The following is a 21,383-nucleotide window of genomic DNA, read 5'->3' as shown; positions in this document are numbered from 1 at the left end:
AACCTGTCTCCCATGTCTGCTGAATGTCAGCTGTATATTTTGCGGTAATCCTTGGGGGTAATACCCACATATTTTTTGAAAAGTTTGCTGAAGTAACGGGCATCCTGAAAGCCGACTGAATAGGCAATCTCATTGACAGAGAGATTGGAATCCTTAAGCTTGGCTTTGGCATGTTCAATCCGGAATGAATTCAGGTAATCCACGAAGTTCTCTCCGGTTTCCTTCTTGAAAATGTTGGAGAGATAAGCGGGGTTTAAGGAAACCAATAAAGCAGCGTCCTCCAGACGGATGGAGTCGGTATAGTGTTCCTCTATATACCGGAGGACTGTCCGTACCGGGCGGGCGTTCTGGGCCTGCACTGCCTTATGGATGTTCTCAAATATATAGGAAACCGGTTCAGCTACAGCTGCTTTCAAGGCTTCAAGGGATAAGGCGTTTTCAATGGCATAATGAATCTGGTTGGAAAGATAATCCAGTGATGGCTGGCCTTGTTCCGGGGAAATATCCATATGCATCAGCATCCGGCAGATGTCCTGCATCATGGATATGACATCAAACAGCGGGAAGAGATGCCTGGGCTTGAAAAACAGTTGATTTAAGGTGGCCATGAAATCTGCGAAATGAACAGATTCCACGGCTTTTTTAAATTGGTGGAGAAAGGCTTCCTTTTCTTCCTGCGGCAGATGGGGGACAGGGGCGGTCTTTTCCCAATACAGAATCTGGCCGCATCCGGACAGGATGCGGTAATATAATGCATCCATGGCATCCTTATAGGAACGGCTGAAGGAGGAAATCTCCGGGTAAGCGGCGCCAACCCCGATTGTAACTTTTAAACCTGCAAAAATATCCAGCAGGTTATAGGCCCTCTGGTAGAATTCAGTGAGACAGGCCTGGAACTGGCTGTCGGACATCATGGGGTAATTGACGCCGAAGCAGATGGTGCTGTCTTCCACGCAGGAGAGTGTCTGGTAGCAGAGATTTTCCAAATCCTCATGAAACATGGAAATCAGTTTTTTATTCAGCGAGCTGATATTGTCCGGTGTGTCCGCACCCTGGTTTACAAAGTCCAGCTTGATGCAGAGGATGCGGAAAAGTCCTGGTTTGAAATCAATTCCATATTCTTCCGTCACATGCTCCAGCGTTGTGGAGGAATCCTGTATTTCCCATATAATCCGTTTCAGAAAGAAGGATTTGCCGGGATGTTCGGTGTGGACAGCAGACAGGTCCTGGCTGCCGGAGGCAGGCTGCTGCCGCAGTTCCACCAGTATTTTTTTTAAAGCCTGATTTAATTCGGTTTCACTGATGGGCTTTAGAATATAATCATCCACTGCGTATTTCAGCGCATTATGGGCATATTCAAACTGCTTATAGCCGCTTACTATGATGAACCGGCAGGGGATGTTGAGATACCGGGTCTGGCGAATCAGTTCGATTCCGTCCATAACAGGCATACTGATGTCGGTAATCACAATAGAAGGCCGGTGCTCCTGTATTTTCTGGAGCAGTTCCTGCCCGTTATGGGCAAAGCCTGCAAACTCCAGGTTTAATTCTTCCCAGCATATCATCTTTTTGATAAGTTCGCATATCAGGTATTCATCATCGGCAATCAATACCTTCATTTTTTCAGTAAGCACAAGAATCCCTCTTTCCCTTTTGAATGTGTCAATAATATAGCACAATGAAAAATGGGTGTCAAATAATTAGGGGGTTAAAAATGCACAAAAATATAGACCTAAAGGGACGGAAATAGAAATAATACACATATTCTAAAAATCGGTGCATTGTGGAAAAGCGGAAAGAACCTTATGATAGGTTCCATCAAACAAAAAAAGCAGTGTGAAAGGAGAAGGAGTATGAAGAAACAAGTACTGGCATGTATTTTGGCGGTATCCATGATGGCCGGGACCCTGGCCGGATGCGGGGGTTCCGCGCAGGAATCAGGGAACGGGACGTCCCAGGCAGCATCACAGGATAAGCCTCAGGGAGATGCTGCGGCAGCAGACAGTCAGAACCAAAAGGGTCAGGCTGACGGAAATGAGGAGATTACCCTTACCATATGGCATATTGAGAATGACGCAAAACGCCTGGAAGTGGTCAAGCGGTGCATTGAACGGTTTGAAGCCAGCCATCCCAACGTGAAGGTGGAGCAGGTGCCCATGGAGAATGACCCATATAAAACCAAGCTTACCACAGCCATGGCTGCCGGGCAGGAACCGGATATTTTCATCTCATGGGGCGGCGGATGGCTCCAGTCCTTTGTGGAGGAGGGGAAGGTTCTGGATATTGACCAGAATGTAAGGGAAATCTCAGATATTTATCATGAATCAGCGCTGTCCCTGTTTGAAATAGACGGAAAGTACTGGGCAGTGCCCTTTAGGGCCGGAGCAGCCCCGGTATACTACAACACAAAAATATATGAGGAATTGGGACTCAAGGTGCCTGAGACTGTGGACGAGCTGGAGGCAAACTGCCAGGTGCTGAAAGACAACGGCATCATTCCCTTTGCCCTGGGCAATTCCAGCCAGTGGCCCGGTGCACTTACCTTCATCTGGCTGTCTCTGAGAGAGGGCGGTTCCCAGACCTTCCTGGATGCATTTAACAGGACCGGCAACGCCACATTTGAGGATGAGAGCTTCATTAAGGCGGGGCAGAGGATTCAGGACTGGGTGAAGAAGGGGTATTATCCGGACGGCGCCAATGGAATCAACTATGATACAGGCGGTTCACGCATGCTGTTCTACAGCGGGCAGGCAGCCCATATTGTGCAGACCAACAGTTTTGTGGCAAACTGTAAGTCCGAGCAGCCTGATTTCTATGAGAATAACCTGGGATTGTTCAACTATCCTGTCATCGAAGGAGGCAAGGGAAAGGCGGACGAAATTCTGGGTGGAGGCAATGGATATTCCATAGCCGCATCCTGTAAACATCCCCAGGAAGCCATGGAACTGGTCAAGTCCCTGACAGACCAGGAATATGCCCAGGATATGTCCGATACAGCGGGAATCCTTACCGGAATAAAGGGAGTGGACATCAAGGACAGCAAACTGCAGCAGATGGAGGACCTTCTGGTAAATGCATCCTATATGCAGAATTTTTATGACCAGTTCCTTCCGACGGAATTAGGTAATCTGCACAAGCAGACAACGTATGACCTTTTTGGCCTTACCACTACGCCGGAACAGGCGGCGGCCGATATGGAAGCGCAGGCGCAGAAGGATTTGGTGAAGTAGTCATAAATTGATTTCGGTATGTGAGGGTGCTGCAAACAGCGCCCTCATTCCGGATAAAGCTCTGTTAAAAGGAGAAATCATATGAGCAGAAGAAATAAACATATTGGAATCATAGCGCTGTTTGTGATTCCCGCCCTGTTTTTTTACGGTACATTCAATGTGGTGGGAATTGCCAGGACATTTTTCTACAGCTTCATGGATTGGAAGGGAATCAGCGCTAACAGGACCTTCATAGGCCTTGGAAATTATATTGAGTTGCTTGGGGATTCATTTTTCTGGAATGCCATGAAGAATAACGTAATCCTGGTGATTGTATCCGTGGCAATCCAGCTTCCGGGAGCACTGCTTCTGGCCCTGCTGATTAACCAGGAATTAAAGGGAACCCGTTTTTTCCGCACGGTATTCTTTATGCCCATGCTTCTCTCCACCGTGGCGACAGGTATCATGTGGATACTGTTTTATGACCCATATTTCGGCCTTATGGCCAATCTCATGCAGAAGCTTGGAATGAAGAGCATTGCTTTCCTGGAGGGCAGCTCTTCCATGCCTTCCATTATGTTTGTCATATGCTGGCAGTTCATTCCCTTTTACATGATTATATTAAAGGCCGGACTGACCAATATCCCCACGGATATTTATGAGGCGGCCAAAATAGACGGTGCCAACGGGAACCAGTGTTTCTGGCGGATTACCCTGCCATTGCTTATGCCAACGCTGCGTTCTGCCGCAGTGCTGCAGCTGGTTGGTTCCCTTAAGTATTTTGACCTGTTTTATGTAATGATGGGCGGAGCGCCCAATAAGGACACAGAACTCATGGCCACATATATGTATAAGAAGGGATTTACGGAGTTCCGCATGGGGTATGCCAGCACAATTGCAGCCAGCATGTTTATCCTGTGTTTTGCCATAGCGTGTATGTTCCTGTATATCACCAGAAATAAGGAGGAGGCATAATATGGGCGTATTGTTAAAAAGAAGGGTAAAGCATACGGTTCTATACATAATCAGCATTGTCATTGCCCTAATCACAGGCTTTCCTTTTCTGTTTCTGGTCATCAACAGTTTTAAAGGAATGGGAGAATACCTTACCAACATCTGGATGCTGCCCAAGGAGCCGTACCTGGGCAATTACCAGATGATTCTGAAGCCGGACTTCCTGAGGTATTTCCTCAACAGTGTGATTGTGTCCGCAATCAGCGTGTTCATCATTGTAGTGGTTTCTTCCATGATTTCCTTTACATTTGCGAGAATGCGCTACCGGGGAAAGAACCTGCTGTATTTTGTTATTATCGCGGGGATGATGATACCGGTGCATACGACCCTGATTCCCACGTTTACCCTTTTGAGCAGTATTGGTCTGACGGATACCTTGACCGGTCTTGTGGGTCCCTATGTCAGCTACAACATACCCATTGCTGTGTTCATATTAACCCAGTTTTTCCAGGAGATACCGAAGGAACTGGAGGAAGCAGCCATTATTGACGGGTGCAGCATCGTGGGTACGTTTAAGAATATTATACTTCCCTTATCAGGTCCGGCCATTTCCACGATTGTAGTGTACACATTCCTGAATATATGGAATGAGTTCATCAATGCCAATGTACTGATTACCAGCTCAGTGAAAAAGACCCTGCCATTAGGAATACGGGAATTTTACGGTATGCAGTCCGTTAATATACCGGCGGTTCTCACTGCGATTCTGGTGGGCTCCCTTCCTGTTATCCTTCTGTACTTTTTCGCACAGGAAAAGGTGGTGAATGGATTGACACAGGGAGCAGTCAAGGGTTAAGGAAAGGGGAAAGCAAGAATGGATTTTGAAAAAAGAGCAAGGGAACTGGTGGGGCAGATGACGCTGGAGGAGAAGGCTTCCCAGCTCCGGTTTGACGCGCCGGCCATCAGCCGCCTGGGCATACCCAGATATCACTGGTGGAATGAAGGACTTCACGGAGTTGCCAGGGCTGGAACAGCTACCATGTTCCCTCAGGCCATTGGGATGGCAGCCATGTTTGATGAGGATATGATGCAGGAAATAGGCGCTGCGGTTGGTATGGAAGCCAGAGCCAAATATAATGCATATGCGGCCCGGGAGGACAGGGATATCTATAAAGGGCTTACACTCTGGTCTCCCAATGTGAATATTTTCCGTGACCCCAGATGGGGCAGAGGTCATGAGACCTTTGGGGAGGACCCGTATCTGTCCGGAAGACTGGGCGTGGGATTTATAAAAGGTGTCCAGGGGGATGGGGAGTATCTACTGGCCGCTGCATGCGCAAAGCATTTTGCCGTGCACAGCGGTCCGGAGGAGAAACGCCACGAATTTGATGCCAGGGTCAGCCAGAAAGACCTTTGGGAGACTTATTTACCTGCATTTGAGGCATGTGTTGAGGAGGGGAAGGTGGAAGGCGTCATGGGAGCCTACAACCGGACCAACGGGGAACCCTGCTGCGGGAGCAAAACCCTGATTCAGGACATCCTTAAGGGAAAATGGAATTTTGACGGTTATTTTGTTTCAGACTGCTGGGCAATAAAAGATTTCCATGAAAACCATCAGGTGACGGAGACAGCGGCGGAGTCGGCAGCCATGGCCTTAAAAAATGGCTGCGACATCAATTGCGGCAACACATACCTGCATATTTTAAGCGCCTGTGAAAAGGGGCTGGTATCAGAAGAGGATATTACGCAGGCAGCAGTGCACGCCCTGCGCACCAGACTTAGGCTGGGGCTGTTTGACCCTGAATGTTCATATCACAATATTCCTTATGAAACAGTGGGATGCAGAAAGCACCGCAAGCTGGCCATTAAGGCAGCGGAGAAATCCATGGTGCTTCTTAAGAACGACAGCATTCTGCCCCTTGACCGGAAATTGAGGAAATTGGCAGTGATTGGTCCAAATGCGGACAGCCGCTGGCCGCTGATTGCGAATTACCACGGAACAGCCCCGCGGTATGTGACGGTTCTGGAAGGGATTGAAAACCTGTTGGGAGAGGAAACGCGAATCTTCTACTCAGAAGGCTGCCATACCATGAAGGAGAAGGTGGAAAGACTGGCCCTGCCGGGCGACCGTATAAGCGAGGCAGTGACCGCGGCAAAGGAAGCCGGGATTGCCATTGTGTGTATCGGTCTGGATGAGCGCTATGAGGGAGAACAGCAGGATTTGGGGAACCGTTTTGACGAGGCAGTGAGCATGGCGGATAAGCCTTCGCTGGATTTCCCTAAATCCCAGAGATGTATGCTTGAGGCCCTGATTGAGACGGGTATACCGCTTGTGGTGGTAAATATGTCAGGCAGCGCCATGGATTTAAAATGGCTGGCCCAGGCTGACTGTGTAAAGGCAATTCTCCAGGCATGGTATCCCGGAGCAGAAGGAGGGACTGCCGTTGCAAAGATACTTTTTGGTGAGAGCAATCCATCGGGCAGGCTGCCTGTTACGTTTTATCAGCCGGAAGATGAACTGCCGCCCTATGAAGACTACAGCATGAAGAACAGGACGTACCGGTATATGGAGGGGGAGGCGCTTTATCCCTTTGGGTTCGGTCTTTCCTATACCAGATACAAATACAGGGACCTGGTATGTTTACCCGGTGAGGACGGAAACGTCCATGTGTCAGTTACAGTGAAAAACATCGGAAATCTGTATGGGGAAGAGGTTGTACAGGTTTATGTAAAAAATCTGGATTCCCCTCTGGCAGTCAGAAATCATTCTTTATGTGCGTTTGTGCGAGTGGGACTTGAGGCCGGACAAGAAAGGACGGTGAATGTCTGTCTGCCGGCTGCTGCTTTTTATGTGGTGGACCAGAACGGGGACAGACGTCCGGACGGCCGCCGGTTCAGTGTGTTTGCAGGGGGAAGCCAGCCGGATGCCAGAAGCTGCCGGCTGATGGATTCAGAACCCCTGGCGGCTCAGGTGGAACTGTGGCCGTAGTGGGAAGAAGGGTGAAGGAGGAGAGAATATGGACTTTTTGCAAGTGAAAAATGGAAAAATTACAGACCAGTCAGGGTCAGATGTCTACCTTAGGGGAACCTGCGCAGGCGGATGGATGAATATGGAGGATTTCATCAACGGGTATCCCGGAACAGAGAGCGGTATGAAACGGGAGATGGCAAAAGCGCTGGGAGCGGGCAAGGCTGAGTTGTTTTTTGAAACAGTGCTGGATAATTTCCTGAATGGGGATGACATCAGATTCATCCGGGAGACAGGGGCAAATTGTATTCGTATTCCACTGAGTTACAGACATTTTGAGGATGACATGAACCCGTTTGTGTATAAGGAAGAAGGATTCAAACGTCTGGACTGTATACTGGATGCCTGTGAGCAGGAAGGAATCTATGTAATCCTGGATATGCATGCCCTGGCCGGCTGGCAGAACTGCCACTGGCACAGCGATAACGAGCGGGGGGCGGTCATGCTGTGGAAATACCGCCATTTCCAGGAACGAATCATTGCGCTCTGGGAGGTATTTGCCGATAGGTACAGGGACAGGAGCGTGGTGGCCGGATATGACATTATGAATGAACCGTCCACAGGCACGCCCACCGGCGAACATGCATATGACTTTTATGAATTCTACCAATCTGACTGGGATGCCATCAACCGGCTGTACCGTGAAATTGCAGGGGCTATAAGGAAGGTGGATAAACGGCATATCCTTTTCCTGGAGGGTGACAATTATTCCAGGGATTTTGCCGGCCTCGACGCTCCCTTTGAGGAGAATCTGGTTTACAGCAGCCATAATTATATCCCGCCGGGGTATGGTCCGGGTAAGTATCCGGGATATTATGACGGGATTTATTGGGACAGGAACAGGCAGGAAAATGCATTCCTGGACCACCAGGGAACCCGGTATGCCATGAAACATCATGTGCCCCTGTGGGTTGGAGAGTTCGGTTCCCAGTACCATGGGTATGAGGAGGAAATACCTGACCGGCTCAAATCCATGGAGGACCAGCTTGACATCTACAATACATACGGCATCCACTGGACTACATGGACTTATAAGGACCCGGGAGTTATGGGGTGGGTATTCCTGAATCCGGAAAGCGAATACATGAAAATCATCCAGCCGGTCCAGGAACAAAAGCGGATTCTCGGGGCGGAAAATTTTGTGGCTGATTACGCAGGTGTAGCGGAAGGAAGACAAAAATCCCGTATGCTGGCTGACTATATACTGGATGTGATGGGAGAAACGCGGATTGACAAGGCCTCCAATGCATTTGTTATGAACTACGGAGTCCTGAACGGATACGCGGGAGCCATGCTTCAGCCCGCCTATGCCAGGCGCTTTAAAGGATACGGGGAAGACAGTCTGGAACGTATTGCCGGTGCATTCAAGCTGGAGAACTGTCTGAAGAATGAGAGGTACCTGGAGTTGCTGAAGCGAATGCTGCATTGATAAAATCCCGGTTCTCTGATAAACTTAAGTTATTATCCCCGTAGACGAAGGCGCTCGGTTATTACAAATGAAAAGGGGCAGGTGTCATGATGCAGAGGAAGAACATGGCTTGGAAAGAACGAATGTCGGAGTACTGGATGATTGGCCTGCTCCTTTTTCTGGTTGCGGTATTTTCGTATATTTCGCCTGTATTCGCAACCAGGGGGAATCTGTCCAACTTCCTTCGTTCCATACCGGTGCTGGGCGTCGCCACGCTGGGCATGGCGATGCTTATGATTACAGGAGGTATTGACCTGTCATGCGGCGCCATTACAGCCTGCGCCGGGACCGCGGCGGCATATCTTGCGGTTCATGGAGTCCATCCGGTGGTGTGCGTGGCGGCCGGTATTCTGTGCGGAGGCGCCTGGGGACTTTTAAACGGCTTTTTGATTACGCGGTTTGAGCTGAAGCCGTTTATTGTAACCGTTGGCAGCAACTACATGATTCGCGGTCTGACGCAGATGGTTACAGGCGGAATCCTTATAGGCGGGCTTCCGGCCTGGTTTTACCGCATATCCAATACAAACCTGTTGGGCGGCATGATATATTCAAACTTTCTTATATTCCTGGTCCTGGGGGCGGCAGTGGTGCTGGTGATGAAATATACGATATTCGGCCGTTACTGCTATGCTGTTGGCTCCAGTAAGAAAGCCAGCAGTCTGGCGGGCATCCGGGTGAAACGCCATCTTCTCAAGGTGTACTTTACGGAGGGGGCTTTGGCCGGAATAGCAGGGGTCATCCTTATGTCCTATCTGAATGTGGGGGCATCCAGTGAGGCCATGGGACTGGAGGCGTATTCCATTGCCGCAGTTATTATAGGCGGAATCCGCTTTGAAGGCGGTGCAGGAGGCGTGGAACGGGCTTTTGTAGGCCTTCTGATTATAGAGATTTTTAAAAACGGAATGGCTGTAGCCGGCCTGAACACTTACGGCCAGCAGGCAGTGACAGGACTTATGATACTGGCAGCCATTGTGATGGACTATTTTAGGAAGAAAAAGGAAGAATCTGTATGAAACTCAGAATGAGATGGAATTTGTGGCTGACAGCCTGCCTGCTTGCTGCCGTGGGCGCCTGTCTTTCGGGGTGCAGTATCAGGGGGAACACAGGAACCGGGAATGGGGATGGGCGGACCTTATATCTGATTACTCTGAATGAAAAAGGTCCGTACTGGAAACCCCTGATTGACAGTGCCAAACAAAGGGCGCAGGAAAGGGGAGTCCGGCTGGTGGTGAAGTCCGGCCAGCCCGGAGATTCCTCAAGACCCCAGAAGCTGATTGAAATGGTCCAGGAGGCCATTGACCAGAAAGCGGATGGAATTGCCATGGCGGCCCTGGAGCCTGAAATGTTTGATGTGAAGGCTGCGGAAGCCATGGAGGCCGGCATTAAGGTGGTCACCTATGACACGGATATCAGAACCAGCAGCAACCGTCTTTCCTATATCGGGACAAATAATTACGAGGCCGGAAAGCGGCTGGGTCAACAGGGGGCCCTGGATTTGAAAGACAGGGGTATAACCCAAGGTAAACTGACAACCGTCACCTACAGCGGTTCCGCACAGAATATGGTGGAGCGGTATAGGGGCCTGCAGGATGGATTTGATGAAGCTATGGGCGAGGATGCCGGGCATTTTACATGGTGCCAGTGGATTATCAACGATTTAAGCGTTTCAAGGGCCAGGGAGCAGCTGGAGACTCAAATAATGTCATATCCGGACCTGAGGGCCGTATTTACGTTGGGGACCGAGTCGGTCATTACCGGGACTATGGAGGCCATAAGGTCCCAGAAGCGGGAAGGAATCTTATATCATTACGGATTTGACTATTCACCCACGCTTGCGGCCGGAGTGGACGAGGGCCTGATTACCGGAATCGTGGACCAGAACAGTAAAGCCATCGGCAGCCTGTTGGTGGACAAGCTGTCTGATGCAGTGAACGGCCAGGAAATCAATAAGGAATATCCCGTGGATGTGACATGGATTAAGGCAGAGGATTTAAAGGAATATGGGAAGAACCAGGAGAGGTGACAGGATGATGGATATAAAGCAGAAAAGCGCGCCCCAGAGGGAGCTTTGGGCGCAGTTTGACGCCTTACAGATGGGAAGCGGATGGGATGAGGAGGATATAAGGAAACCCCAGATTCTGCTGGAGGATGCATTTGGGGACAGCCATCCCGGAAGCGTGCATCTGTCGGGACTTATGGAACAGGCTAAATACGGCGTATTTGAAACAGGCGGATTTCCCGCCCAGTATCATACCACGGATATCTGTGACGGCTGTGCCCAGGGACATGACGGCATGAACTATATCCTGGCATCCAGGGAGGCCATATGCGATATGATAGAGATACACGGCCGGGTGTATCCCTGGGATGGAATGATACTGTCCTCCTCCTGTGATAAGTCAATACCTGCCCAGCTTAAGGCCGCGGCCAGGCTTGACATCCCGGCGATTTTCATACCGGGAGGCAGTATGAGAAACGGGCCGGAAATGACCACGTCCCTGAAAGCCGGCGATATATCCCTGAGACAGAAGCGGGAGGGCGCCATTACAGAACAGGAAATCCGGGATTATAAGCTGACGGGATGTCCTTCGGTGGGAGCCTGCACCTTCCTTGGAACCGCCAGTACCATGCAGTGCATGGCAGAGGCCCTGGGGCTGGCACTGCCGGGCTCGGCCCTTATGCCGGCAACCATGCGGGATATACTTTCATGGGCCCGACGGGCCGGCCGGCTTATCATGAAGCTGGTGGGAGAGGGAATCAGCGCCAGCCAAATTATGACCGGAAAAGCGTTTGAGAATGCTATGATTGTCCACAGTGCCATCGGGGGGTCTACCAACGGTGTTATTCATCTTACATCCATTGCAAGGGAGCTGGGAATCGAACTTCTTCCTGAGATGTTTGATGAGATTAACCATAAGGTGCCCCATATAGGAAACATTACTCCCAGCGGCAGGCATCTGACGGAAGCGTTTTGGTTTGCAGGCGGTGTCCCCAGGGTGGAGCTGGAGCTGAAGGATATGCTGAACCTGGATGTAATGACAGTCACCGGGAAGACCCTTGGGGAAAATCTGGATGACCTGGAGCGGGATGGCTTTTTCGGGAGATACGCCGGGTATCTCAGCAACTGCGGTCTGAAACGGGAGCAGGTAATCTTTCCGGTTGGGGATACCGGGGAGAAAGGGTCTATCGCCATCCTGCGGGGAAATATCGCCCCGGACGGAGCTGTGATTAAATATGCGGCATGTGTAAAGGAGATGAGGGAGCATAAAGGGATTGCCAGGGTTTATGACTGCGAGGAAGATGCCTACCAGGCGGTTGTGAAAAAGGAAATCCATAAGGGGGATATTATCGTAATCCGGTATGAAGGCCCCAGAGGAAGCGGTATGCCCGAGATGCTTATGACGACGGAAGCAATTGTATGCGATGAGGATTTAAATGGCTCGGTTGCCCTTGTTACAGACGGAAGATTTTCAGGGGCAACCAGGGGTGCTGCAATTGGCCATGTCTCACCGGAAGCAGCAGCAGGCGGGCCGTTGGCATTTGTGAAAGACGGAGACATAATAGCCTACAGCGTGAACAGCCGCAGTCTTGAATTGGTAGGAGTTCAGGGGGCAGAGATAACGCCTCAGGAGGCAGGGAAGATACTGGAGGAGAGAAGAAAGGAAGGATTACGGCCGCAGCCGGTCCGCAGAGGAGTCTTTGGCCGGTATACCAGGAACGCCCTGTCTGCCATGGAGGGGGCAGGGTATGAAACGTAGAGGAGGATGCTATTGATGGATGCAAAATATATAACGCCTGCAGTGACTGCATTTGACGAACAAGGGCATGTGGATATGGAAGCCAATAAAAGGATTTACGATTGGCTCATAGAGGGCGGAATGGATGGAATTCTGATATTGGGAAGTATTGGCGAGTTTTTTGCCATTCCCCTGGAAGAGAAAAAGAAGATGATTCAGGATGCCCTGGATTATGTGAACCACAGGGTTACCGTGTACGTGGGCACCGGCGGAACAGTCTTTGAGGAATGTGTGGAGTTGTCGCGTTTTGCCCTTGACAGAGGGGCGGATGGGGTTATGGTTATTTCGCCATATTATTTTAACCTGCCTGACAGTTCGGTATTGAATTTTTATGATACCCTGGCAGGTCGGTTGGATGGTCCGGTGCTGTTGTATAATTTTCCGGCCCGGACAGGTTATGACCTGAAACCGGAGGTGGTTCTGGAACTGGTACGGCGCAGAACGAATATTGTTGGTATAAAGGATACTGTGGATGTGATGGGGCATACCAGGGCATTGATACAGACCGTGAAGCAGGAATATCCGGAATTCATGGTATATTCAGGTTTCGATGAATTCTTTACTCACAATGTCATAAGCGGAGGGAACGGATGCATTGCAGGACTGTCTAATTTTGCGCCTGAGGCAGCTTCAAAGCTTGCAGAGGCAGCCAGAAAGGAAGATTTCCGGCTTCTGCGGGAATGCCAGACAAGGATTGACCGCCTTATGGCAGTGTACGCAGTGGCGGAACAGTTTGTTCCTATTATAAAGAAAGCCATGGTATTGAGGGGGATTTCCATGGAAGGAAAATGCGCCCAGCCCATGCTGGAAGCGGACAAAGATGAGACTGAGAAACTGAGGCATATATTGGTGGGAGAGGGATTGATTTCATGAACCGATTTACCGGTTGAGGACGGATAATACAGAATCAGACGGATAGGGACAAGCCGGCAGCCGCATGTAGCGGTCCTGCCGGCTTGTCCCTATTATTACTTTTGTTTTTACGTGAAGACCGGAAACCTAGAACTCCGGTTCAATCAGCCCGTAGGTTCCGTTTTTACGCTTATAAACAACGTTCACCTGGTCTGTATCTGCGTTCAGGAATACATAGAAGCTGTGTCCCAGCATCTCCATCTGGAGACATGCCTCCTCCGGAATGGTTGGTTTGATGGCGAACTTCTTTGTCTTAACAATCTGAATCTCGTCATCCTGTACTTCGTCCTCTTCCTCTATGAAAGCCTGGGAGAAAGAGATGGCGGCCTGCTTCTTATCAATGAGTTTCTTTCTATATCTGCGGATTTGGCGCTCAATGATTTCCTCTACCAAATCAATGGATACATACATATCGGAGCTGGATTCCTCCGCACGGATGGTATTGCCTTTGACTGGGATAGTCACCTCGATTTTCTGTCTGTCTTTCTGTGCGCTCAGCGCTACGATTACTTCGGTGTCCGGAGTGAAGAAATGTTCCAGCTTGCCAATCTTCTTTTCAACGGCAGCCTTCAAACCTGGAGTTACCTCAATATTTCGTCCTGTTATGGTATAACGCATAAACATCAACTCCTTTTCTTGGGATAGTGACATTATATCATATTTATTGCAAAATTACAATCGCAACCTAAGAATTGTTTAACAATTTATCTTAATTTTTTATAAAAATTCGATTCAAATGCTGTAAATAGCTATTGCATTCCTAATAGCAGAAACCTTGAAATGTCAAGAGAAAACCATGTTTTTTCTTCCGTACTTTTCAAGTTTATCAGAAGTGTACAAAAATAAAATAAATCTAAAGTCGGAAAGGGAAGTGCAAATGAAAAGTTATAAACTTGTGGATAATGTGGATAAGTTGGTGTATAACTATTTTTTGCCGTAAAATGGACAAACTGTGATGTGGATAACTTTGGGGGTAATGTGCATAAACTTCTGGGGATATTGTGGACAGGTAAAAAATCGAACACATTTTTTGTGCAATCTGCTTGGTTGACCATAAGTGCGGGGAAAACAGCCCTAAAGGGCAATGGGTGGAATAGGGATGGGAATATTCTGTAAAACAACGTGGAATTATTAAGTATATGGACAAAATGTTAATTTTTCATTAACCCGTTGAATTAATCTTTCCCAAGTGCTACAATAAGTAAGATTGTATCATAGGCGCAGTATTTGTAGTATTTATCCGGAAAGTCCATAACAGACAGGCATTATGGAATGGTAAGGAATAGACGGGAATCAGCAGGCAGATAATAGATGGTAAGGCATATGCTGCAGATACGGGCGCTGGTTGAAAATTAGTTTCTATTATATAGGAAGAAGTTAGGAGAGTATACCATGAACTTGATTGAAAAGGTGTTCGGGACTCACAGTGAAAGAGAACTGAAGATGATAAGGCCAATCGTGGAAAAGATTGAATCGCTGCGTCCTGAGATGATGGCCATGTCAGATGAGGAACTGCGTGACCAGACCAGAATCTTTAGAGAAAGGCTTGCGGAAGGCGCCACATTGGATGATGTTCTGCCGGAGGCATTTGCCACGGTTCGTGAGGCAGCAAGAAGAACCCTGAATATGGAGCATTTCCCGGTACAGCTGATTGGCGGTATCGTACTGCATCAGGGCCGTATTGCCGAGATGCGTACTGGTGAAGGTAAGACGCTGGTATCCACCTGTCCCGCATACCTGAATGCACTGAAGGGAAAAGGAGTTCAGATTGTAACGGTCAATGACTATCTGGCAAAGCGTGATGCCGAGTGGATGGGCCAGGTGCACAGATTCCTGGGCATGACCGTGGGTGTTGTACTGAACGACATGACCAGCGAACAGCGTAAGGAGGCATATGCCTGCGATATCACTTACGTGACCAATAATGAGCTGGGTTTCGATTACCTGCGTGATAACATGTCTATCTACAAGGAGCAGCTGGTGCTGCGCGACCTGGACTACTGTATCATTGATGAGGTTGACTCTGTGCTGATTGACGAGGCCAGGACGCCTCTTATTATTTCCGGACAGAGCGGCAAGTCCACCAAGCTGTACGAGGTGTGCGACGTGCTGGCCCGCCAGCTGGAGAGAGGCACCGTGTCCAAGGAATTCTCCAAGATTGATGCCATCATGGGCGAGGAGATTGAGGAGACCGGCGACTTTGTTGTGGATGAGAAGGATAAGGTAGTCAACCTGACCGAGCAGGGCGTTAAGAAAGTGGAGGAATACTTCCATATAGAGAACCTGGCAGACCCTGAGAACCTGGAGATTCAGCATAACATTATCCTGGCCCTGCGCGCCAACAACCTGATGTTCAGGGATAAGGATTATGTTGTGAAGGACGATGAGGTTCTGATTGTAGACGAATTTACAGGCCGTATCATGCCCGGCCGCCGTTATTCCGACGGACTCCATCAGGCAATCGAGGCAAAGGAGCATGTGAATGTGCGCCGTGAGTCCCGTACCCTGGCTACCGTAACCTTCCAGAACTTCTTCAACAAATACACGAAGAAGGCAGGTATGACGGGTACTGCCCAGACAGAGGAGAAGGAGTTCCGTAACATCTACGCCATGGACGTTATCGTAATCCCCACCAACAGGCCTATGATTCGTAAGGACATGGAGGATGCGGTATATAAGACAAAGAACGAAAAATACAAAGCAGTTGTGGAAGAGGTGGAGAAGGCACACGAAAAGGGACAGCCTGTCCTGGTGGGCACCATTGCCATTGAGACTTCCGAGCTTCTGAGCAAGATGCTGAATAAGAAGGGAATTCCCCACAAGGTACTGAATGCCAAGTTCCATGAGCTGGAGGCTGAAATTGTAGCAGATGCAGGTATCCATGGCTCTGTTACCATTGCAACCAACATGGCTGGCCGTGGTACGGATATTAAGCTGGACGAGGAATCCAAGGCCCTGGGAGGACTTAAAATCATCGGTACGGAGCGTCATGAGTCACGCCGTATTGACAACCAGCTGCGCGGACGTTCCGGACGTCAGGGAGACCCGGGTGAGTCACGGTTCTATCTGTCCCTGGAGGATGACCTTTTAAGGCTCTTTGGTTCAGACCGTCTTATGGCCATGTTTGAGGCCATGGGCGTGCCGGAGGGCGAGCAGATTGAGCATAAGATGCTGTCCAACGCCATTGAGAAGGCACAGATGAAGATAGAGAGCAACAACTACGGTATCCGTGAGCAGCTCCTTAAATTCGACGAGGTCAACAATGAGCAGAGAGAGGTTATCTATGCAGAGCGCCGCAAGGTTCTGGATGGGGACAATATGCGCGACCTTGTCCTTAAGATGATTACCGACATTGTGGAGAACGCAGTGGATATCTCCGTATCCGATGACCAGACCCCGGATAAGTGGGATTTACAGGAACTGAATAACCTCCTTCTTCCGGTCATTCCGCTGAAACCGGTAAGTCTTTCCGATGAGCAGAAGAAGTCCATGAAGAAAAATGAGCTTAAGCACAACCTGAAGGAAGAGGCCATCAAGCTTTATGAGACAAAGGAAGCTGAGTTCCCGGAGCCGGAGCAGATTCGTGAGATTGAGCGGGTTGTCCTGCTGAAGGTGATTGACAACAAGTGGATGGCGCATCTGGATGACATGGATGCACTGCGGGAGGGAATCGGCCTGCAGGCATACGGCCAGAGGGACCCGGTAGTGGAATACAAGATGCAGGGTTATGAGATGTATGAGTCCATGATGGCTTCCATCCAGGAGGAGACAATCCGGATTCTGTTCCATATCCGTGTGGAGCAGAAGGTGGAGCGTGAACCGGCTGCCAAGGTAACAGGCACAAACAAGGATGCATCTTCCCCGAGCGCGCCTAAGAAGCGTGTGGAGCAGAAGATATACCCCAACGACCCATGCCCATGCGGTTCCGGCAAGAAGTACAAACAGTGCCACGGAAGAATTAAATAATCAACGTAATATCAGGGCCGGTGTGATATCATCTGAACACCGGCCTTTATGAAAATGACTGTATGAGAATGACTGCATATAATCATGGAAATGCCCTGAGCAGGGGCTCGCAAAATATAGATTGAAAGTGGGTGAAGCTGTGGTAGAGTTAGATAATTTTAAGTATACGTTATCAACGTATGACAAACCATTAGTGGAAGTGAGGGATTCACTTTGACCTGGATAACAAGGTCAGGAGAATTGCAGAATTAGATAAATCCATGGAGGAGCCTGGCTTCTGGGATGACCCGGAACAGTCCACCAGGATGGTCAGGGAGTCCAAGAACCTGAAGGATGAGGTGGATACCTACCGTGCGCTGGAACAGCAGTATGAGGATATCCAGGTAATGATTCAGATGGGTTATGAGGAAAATGACGCCTCCCTGATTCCTGAGATTGAGGAGATGCTGGAACAGTTCAGCGAAACACTGGAGAACATGCGGATGAAGCTTCTGCTCTCCGGGGAATATGATTCCAACAACGCCATCCTGCGTCTGAACGCAGGGGCAGGAGGCACCGAGTCCTGCGACTGGTGCAGCATCCTTTACCGCATGTACTGCCGCTGGGCAGAGAGCAAGGGATTTAAGGCACATGTGCTGGATTTCCTGGACGGTGAGGAGGCGGGAATCAAATCCGTCACCGTGCAGATTGACGGCGAGAATGCCTATGGTTACCTGCGTTCCGAGCATGGGGTGCACCGCCTGGTGCGCATATCGCCCTTTAACTCCGCAGGCAAGCGCCAGACATCCTTTGTGTCCTGCGATGTCATGCCGGATATAGAGGAGGATATTGACATTGACGTGAATCCCGATGACATCCGCGTGGACACCTACCGTTCCAGCGGCGCCGGCGGACAGCACATCAATAAGACGTCCTCAGCCATACGAATCACCCATTTTCCCACAGGAATCGTGGTAACCTGCCAGAATGAGCGCTCCCAGTTCCAGAACAAGGAGAAGGCCATGCAGATGCTGAAGGCAAAGCTCCTTATGGTGAAGCAGGAGGAACAGGCAGCCAAGGCAGCGGGAATCCGCGGGGATATAAAGGATATAGGATGGGGAAGCCAGATTCGTTCCTATGTGCTCCAGCCCTATACCATGGTCAAGGACCACCGTACAGGCGAGGAAAGCGGCAATGTGGACGCTGTGCTGGACGGGGCGATTGACAACTTTATCAGCGCCTATCTTCGCTGGATGAGCCTGGGATGCCCGGATAAGAATGAAAGAGAAGAATAAATTTTATATTGATTTATCAGACCAATAAGCCGTTGCTGCTGAGCCGTAATAATAGACCCAGCAGCAACGGCTTTTATTGTAGGTTAAGCACAGAATCGCGTTCTACCAGATAAACAGGTAAGGTAATATACTGTAAAGGAAGAGACGGGTCCTCAATACGGCTGCATAAGCGCATGATGGCAGTCTCACCCATTTGTTTCTTAGGGACATGCATGGTTGTCAGGGTGGGCTGCACAAGGGTGGCGTTTTCCACATCATCGAAGCCTATGATGGAAATGTCCCTGCCCGGACAGATGTTCAGGGCATCCAGGGCCTGATACATGCTGACTGCGGTTTCATCATTGCAACATATCCACGCTGTTGGCAGTTTTGGGAGGGACTGAATCAGGTGCGTAAGCGAAGCGTAATCTTTATGAATGACAGCGGGTGCAATGGCTGACAGAATGGAATAGTTCCGGTGTTCCTGACAGACCTGGATATCCTGATGGTCAGCTATGCAGTTACAAAAACCCAGCCAACGTTCCCGCAGGTTATTGGAATAGTGGATATCTCCCACAAAGCCGATATTTCTGTGTCCCTTACGAATCAGGTATTCTGTAGAACGGTATCCGCCCTGAAGGTTCTGTGTGCCTACGCTGTCAGTAGAAAGCGTATAGTCAGTGTAGTCAATTAAAACCAGAGGAAGGTTTGTTCCGTTTAAAAGTTTGATATATTCCGTGGATATATTCCCTACAGTTAATATCCCCTCAACACTGCCGGCGGCAATGGACTGGGGTATGATTGGCCTGCTGTTATCAAAAAAGTCAACAATCACATTAAAGTTATTCTGGTTCGCGTAATTCGTAATACCATAGACAACCCGGGAATAGAAGGAAAGACTTTTTAAATACCGTTTGTTGAGCAGCAAGGCTATATTGCGTATGGGCAGGGATGGCGCGGAAAGCGTATAGCCTAATTCCTTGGCCTTTTGCATGATGGCCTGCCTGGTATCTTCACTGATACCGTTTTTGTTATTTAGAGCTAAGGATACTGTATTGACAGATACATGCAGGGCGTCTGCAATATCTTTCATCGCTATTTTCTTTTTTCTCATAAATGATTCTACACCACTTTTCCTGTAAATTACTTGATAGATATAGTATATAATATTTCCATTTAAATTGCTAGTGGTTTTTAACATTAAATAATATTATAATTAATATTAATTAATGATAAAAATAACTTGACAAACAAACTGGAATTTATTATAGTTGTCTTAAAGCACTAAATAATTCACAGTGGTAATTGGTAAAAACAGCTATATAGTAAAAGAGTTGTCCAATTTAAATTAATTATTTAGTTTATTCATGTGAATTATTAAGGATTATCATATTCAAAGGAGGTAACCAAATGAAAAGGAATTGGTTAAGAACAACAGCAATGGTATTAATGGTGTCCATTGCTATGGCAGGATGCAGCGGAACGTCAACGCAGGACAGCCAGGATGCGAAAGAAACTGTGAATGTGTCAGAGGAACAGAGTGAGGCCGGCAAGGGGGAAGTGGTGGAAATTGAATTCTGGTCTGCGCCACAGGTATCCCAGCAGGCATTCTGGGAAAGCATGGCAGCACAGTACCAGGAGGTAAACCCAAATATCCATGTAACAGTAAGCGCAATGCCGGAATCACCATCTTCAGAAGCGGGAATACAGTCGGCCATTGCCAGCGGTACTGCTCCGGCAGCCAGTGAAAATGTGTTCCGCGGGTTTGCCGCACAGCTGGCCGAAGCAGAGGCGGTGGTTCCCTTTGATTCATTTGAGGGATTCGATGCGGTTGTGACCAGCCGCGATATGGCATCCATGATGGAGTCATGGAAATTTGGCGACGGACATCAATATGTGCTCCCTATGTTTTCTAATCCAAGTATGTTTTTATGGAGAATGGACCTTTTAAAAGAGCTTGGCTTTGAATCGGCACCTTTGACCTATTCTGAAGTGTATGAGGTGGGAAAGGCGCTTAAAGAGAAGTATCCTGAGAAATTTGTCTGGGCAAGCAATGCATTTACCAACACTTCCTGGTATAAGCGCTGGTGGGATTATCTCACATTGTATATCGGTGCATCCCAGGGAAACGCATTCATAGAAAATAATACATTGGTGGCTGATGACGAGGCTGCTGTGGCAGTATATGGCTTTTTCGATGAGATGAATAAGAACGGGTATCTTCTGGCGCAGGAGGTAACGGACCCCTTTGAAACAGGAATATCACTGGCCACACAGTTTGTGCCCTTCCGCTTTAAGGCTATGCATGAGAAATATCCGGATTTAGTATATGGGACCAATTATGCAGTGGCTAGTGCGCCTGTTCCTGATGGCGTGCCTACAGATGAAGTTAAAACAATGTCGGATAATAAAGGAGTTGTGATATACTCGCAGGTACCGGAAGAGCAGCAGAAGGCTGCATATGAATTCATTAAATGGGTTTATACAGATGGTGCGCACGATGCAGAATGGATGGATACCACATACCTGCTTCCTGCTCAGGATAACCTGATATCAAACGATGAATTTAAGGAATTATTTGATGGGGCTCCTGAACTGGTTCCTTTTGCTGAGAATGTAAGCAATGCTGTCCCGGCTATTGACAATGCCAGCTATGTGGAAACCCATACTGCATTGGGTGAAAAAGGGCTGGTTCCTGTGCTGAATGGAGAAAAGACACCGGAGGAAGCATGGGAGGCAGTAAAAGCTGAAATAGAAGGGATATTAAAAAAGTAGCTGTCTATATATTTGACTGGG

15 protein-coding genes are annotated in these 21,383 nt (G+C 48.8%); 12 read left to right on the top strand and 3 right to left on the bottom strand.

Annotated features, from left to right (window positions below; all coding sequences use genetic code 11):
* Nucleotides 1-26: 26 nt before the first annotated feature.
* The gene (locus tag I2H39_RS23265) at nucleotides 27-1,634 is read right to left on the bottom strand and encodes a helix-turn-helix domain-containing protein (protein ID WP_195627645.1); all 1,608 of its coding nucleotides are present in this window, start codon (nucleotides 1,632-1,634) and stop codon (nucleotides 27-29) included.
* Between the two features lie 219 nt (nucleotides 1,635-1,853).
* On the opposite strand from I2H39_RS23265, the gene I2H39_RS23260 reads away from it, so the two are divergent.
* The 9 genes from I2H39_RS23260 (at nucleotide 1,854) to I2H39_RS23220 (ending at nucleotide 13,329) form a co-directional block, all read left to right on the top strand.
* Nucleotides 1,854-3,230: an extracellular solute-binding protein gene (locus tag I2H39_RS23260; RefSeq protein ID WP_195627644.1), complete on the top strand. Its 1,377-nt coding sequence runs from the start codon at nucleotides 1,854-1,856 to the stop codon at nucleotides 3,228-3,230.
* A gap of 81 nt (nucleotides 3,231-3,311) precedes the next feature.
* On the top strand, nucleotides 3,312-4,184 hold the full coding sequence (locus I2H39_RS23255) for a sugar ABC transporter permease (protein ID WP_138309950.1): 873 nt from the start codon (nucleotides 3,312-3,314) through the stop codon (nucleotides 4,182-4,184).
* 1 nt (nucleotide 4,185) lies between these two features.
* Nucleotides 4,186-5,019 (top strand): carbohydrate ABC transporter permease, encoded by an 834-nt coding sequence (locus I2H39_RS23250; protein WP_138309951.1) that lies wholly within the window; start codon nucleotides 4,186-4,188, stop codon nucleotides 5,017-5,019.
* An 18-nt stretch (nucleotides 5,020-5,037) separates the two neighbouring features.
* Nucleotides 5,038-7,152 carry a glycoside hydrolase family 3 C-terminal domain-containing protein gene (locus I2H39_RS23245; protein WP_138309952.1) on the top strand — a complete coding sequence of 705 codons (2,115 nt, stop codon included), beginning with the start codon at nucleotides 5,038-5,040 and terminating at the stop codon, nucleotides 7,150-7,152.
* A 28-nt stretch (nucleotides 7,153-7,180) separates the two neighbouring features.
* Nucleotides 7,181-8,620, top strand: a complete 1,440-nt coding sequence (locus I2H39_RS23240) for a glycoside hydrolase family 5 protein (protein ID WP_195627643.1) — start codon at nucleotides 7,181-7,183, stop codon at nucleotides 8,618-8,620.
* An 86-nt stretch (nucleotides 8,621-8,706) separates the two neighbouring features.
* Nucleotides 8,707-9,672: an ABC transporter permease gene (locus I2H39_RS23235; RefSeq protein ID WP_138309954.1), complete on the top strand. Its 966-nt coding sequence runs from the start codon at nucleotides 8,707-8,709 to the stop codon at nucleotides 9,670-9,672.
* Complete coding sequence (locus I2H39_RS23230) at nucleotides 9,669-10,682, top strand: sugar ABC transporter substrate-binding protein (RefSeq protein WP_195627642.1); 1,014 nt, start codon at nucleotides 9,669-9,671, stop codon at nucleotides 10,680-10,682. Before I2H39_RS23235 ends, I2H39_RS23230 begins: the two co-directional genes overlap by 4 nt.
* Nucleotides 10,683-10,686: 4 nt before the next feature.
* Nucleotides 10,687-12,417 carry a dihydroxy-acid dehydratase gene (gene ilvD / locus I2H39_RS23225; protein ID WP_138309956.1) on the top strand — a complete coding sequence of 577 codons (1,731 nt, stop codon included), beginning with the start codon at nucleotides 10,687-10,689 and terminating at the stop codon, nucleotides 12,415-12,417.
* 15 nt (nucleotides 12,418-12,432) lie between these two features.
* Nucleotides 12,433-13,329 (top strand): dihydrodipicolinate synthase family protein, encoded by an 897-nt coding sequence (locus I2H39_RS23220; protein ID WP_138309957.1) that lies wholly within the window; start codon nucleotides 12,433-12,435, stop codon nucleotides 13,327-13,329.
* A gap of 126 nt (nucleotides 13,330-13,455) precedes the next feature.
* On the opposite strand, the gene raiA is transcribed toward I2H39_RS23220, so the two are convergent.
* Nucleotides 13,456-13,986, bottom strand: coding sequence for a ribosome-associated translation inhibitor RaiA (gene raiA, locus I2H39_RS23215; RefSeq protein ID WP_138309958.1), 531 nt, complete (start codon nucleotides 13,984-13,986; stop codon nucleotides 13,456-13,458).
* Nucleotides 13,987-14,760: 774 nt separating this feature from the next.
* On the opposite strand from raiA, the gene secA reads away from it, so the two are divergent.
* Nucleotides 14,761-17,334, top strand: a complete 2,574-nt coding sequence (gene secA, locus I2H39_RS23210; protein ID WP_138309959.1) for a preprotein translocase subunit SecA — start codon at nucleotides 14,761-14,763, stop codon at nucleotides 17,332-17,334.
* A 139-nt stretch (nucleotides 17,335-17,473) separates the two neighbouring features.
* A protein-coding gene (gene prfB / locus I2H39_RS23205) for a peptide chain release factor 2 (protein ID WP_195627641.1) occupies nucleotides 17,474-18,608 on the top strand; the annotation gives its coding sequence in 2 pieces (ribosomal slippage) (nucleotides 17,474-17,548 and nucleotides 17,550-18,608; 1,134 coding nt in all).
* Between the two features lie 73 nt (nucleotides 18,609-18,681).
* Here prfB and I2H39_RS23200 read toward each other — a convergent pair.
* The gene (locus I2H39_RS23200; protein ID WP_171042676.1) at nucleotides 18,682-19,701 is read right to left on the bottom strand and encodes a LacI family DNA-binding transcriptional regulator; all 1,020 of its coding nucleotides are present in this window, start codon (nucleotides 19,699-19,701) and stop codon (nucleotides 18,682-18,684) included.
* 296 nt (nucleotides 19,702-19,997) lie between these two features.
* Here I2H39_RS23200 and I2H39_RS23195 point away from each other — a divergent pair, with 296 nt between their 5' ends.
* Entirely contained in the window at nucleotides 19,998-21,362 is a 1,365-nt protein-coding gene (locus tag I2H39_RS23195; protein WP_195627640.1) for an extracellular solute-binding protein, read from the top strand.
* Nucleotides 21,363-21,383: the final 21 nt, after the last annotated feature.

It is taken from the genome of Clostridium sp. 1001283B150225_161107_B6 (assembly GCF_015556325.1).
Classification (GTDB): domain Bacteria; phylum Bacillota; class Clostridia; order Lachnospirales; family Lachnospiraceae; genus Enterocloster.
This window is presented reverse-complemented; position numbering and strand designations above follow the sequence as displayed.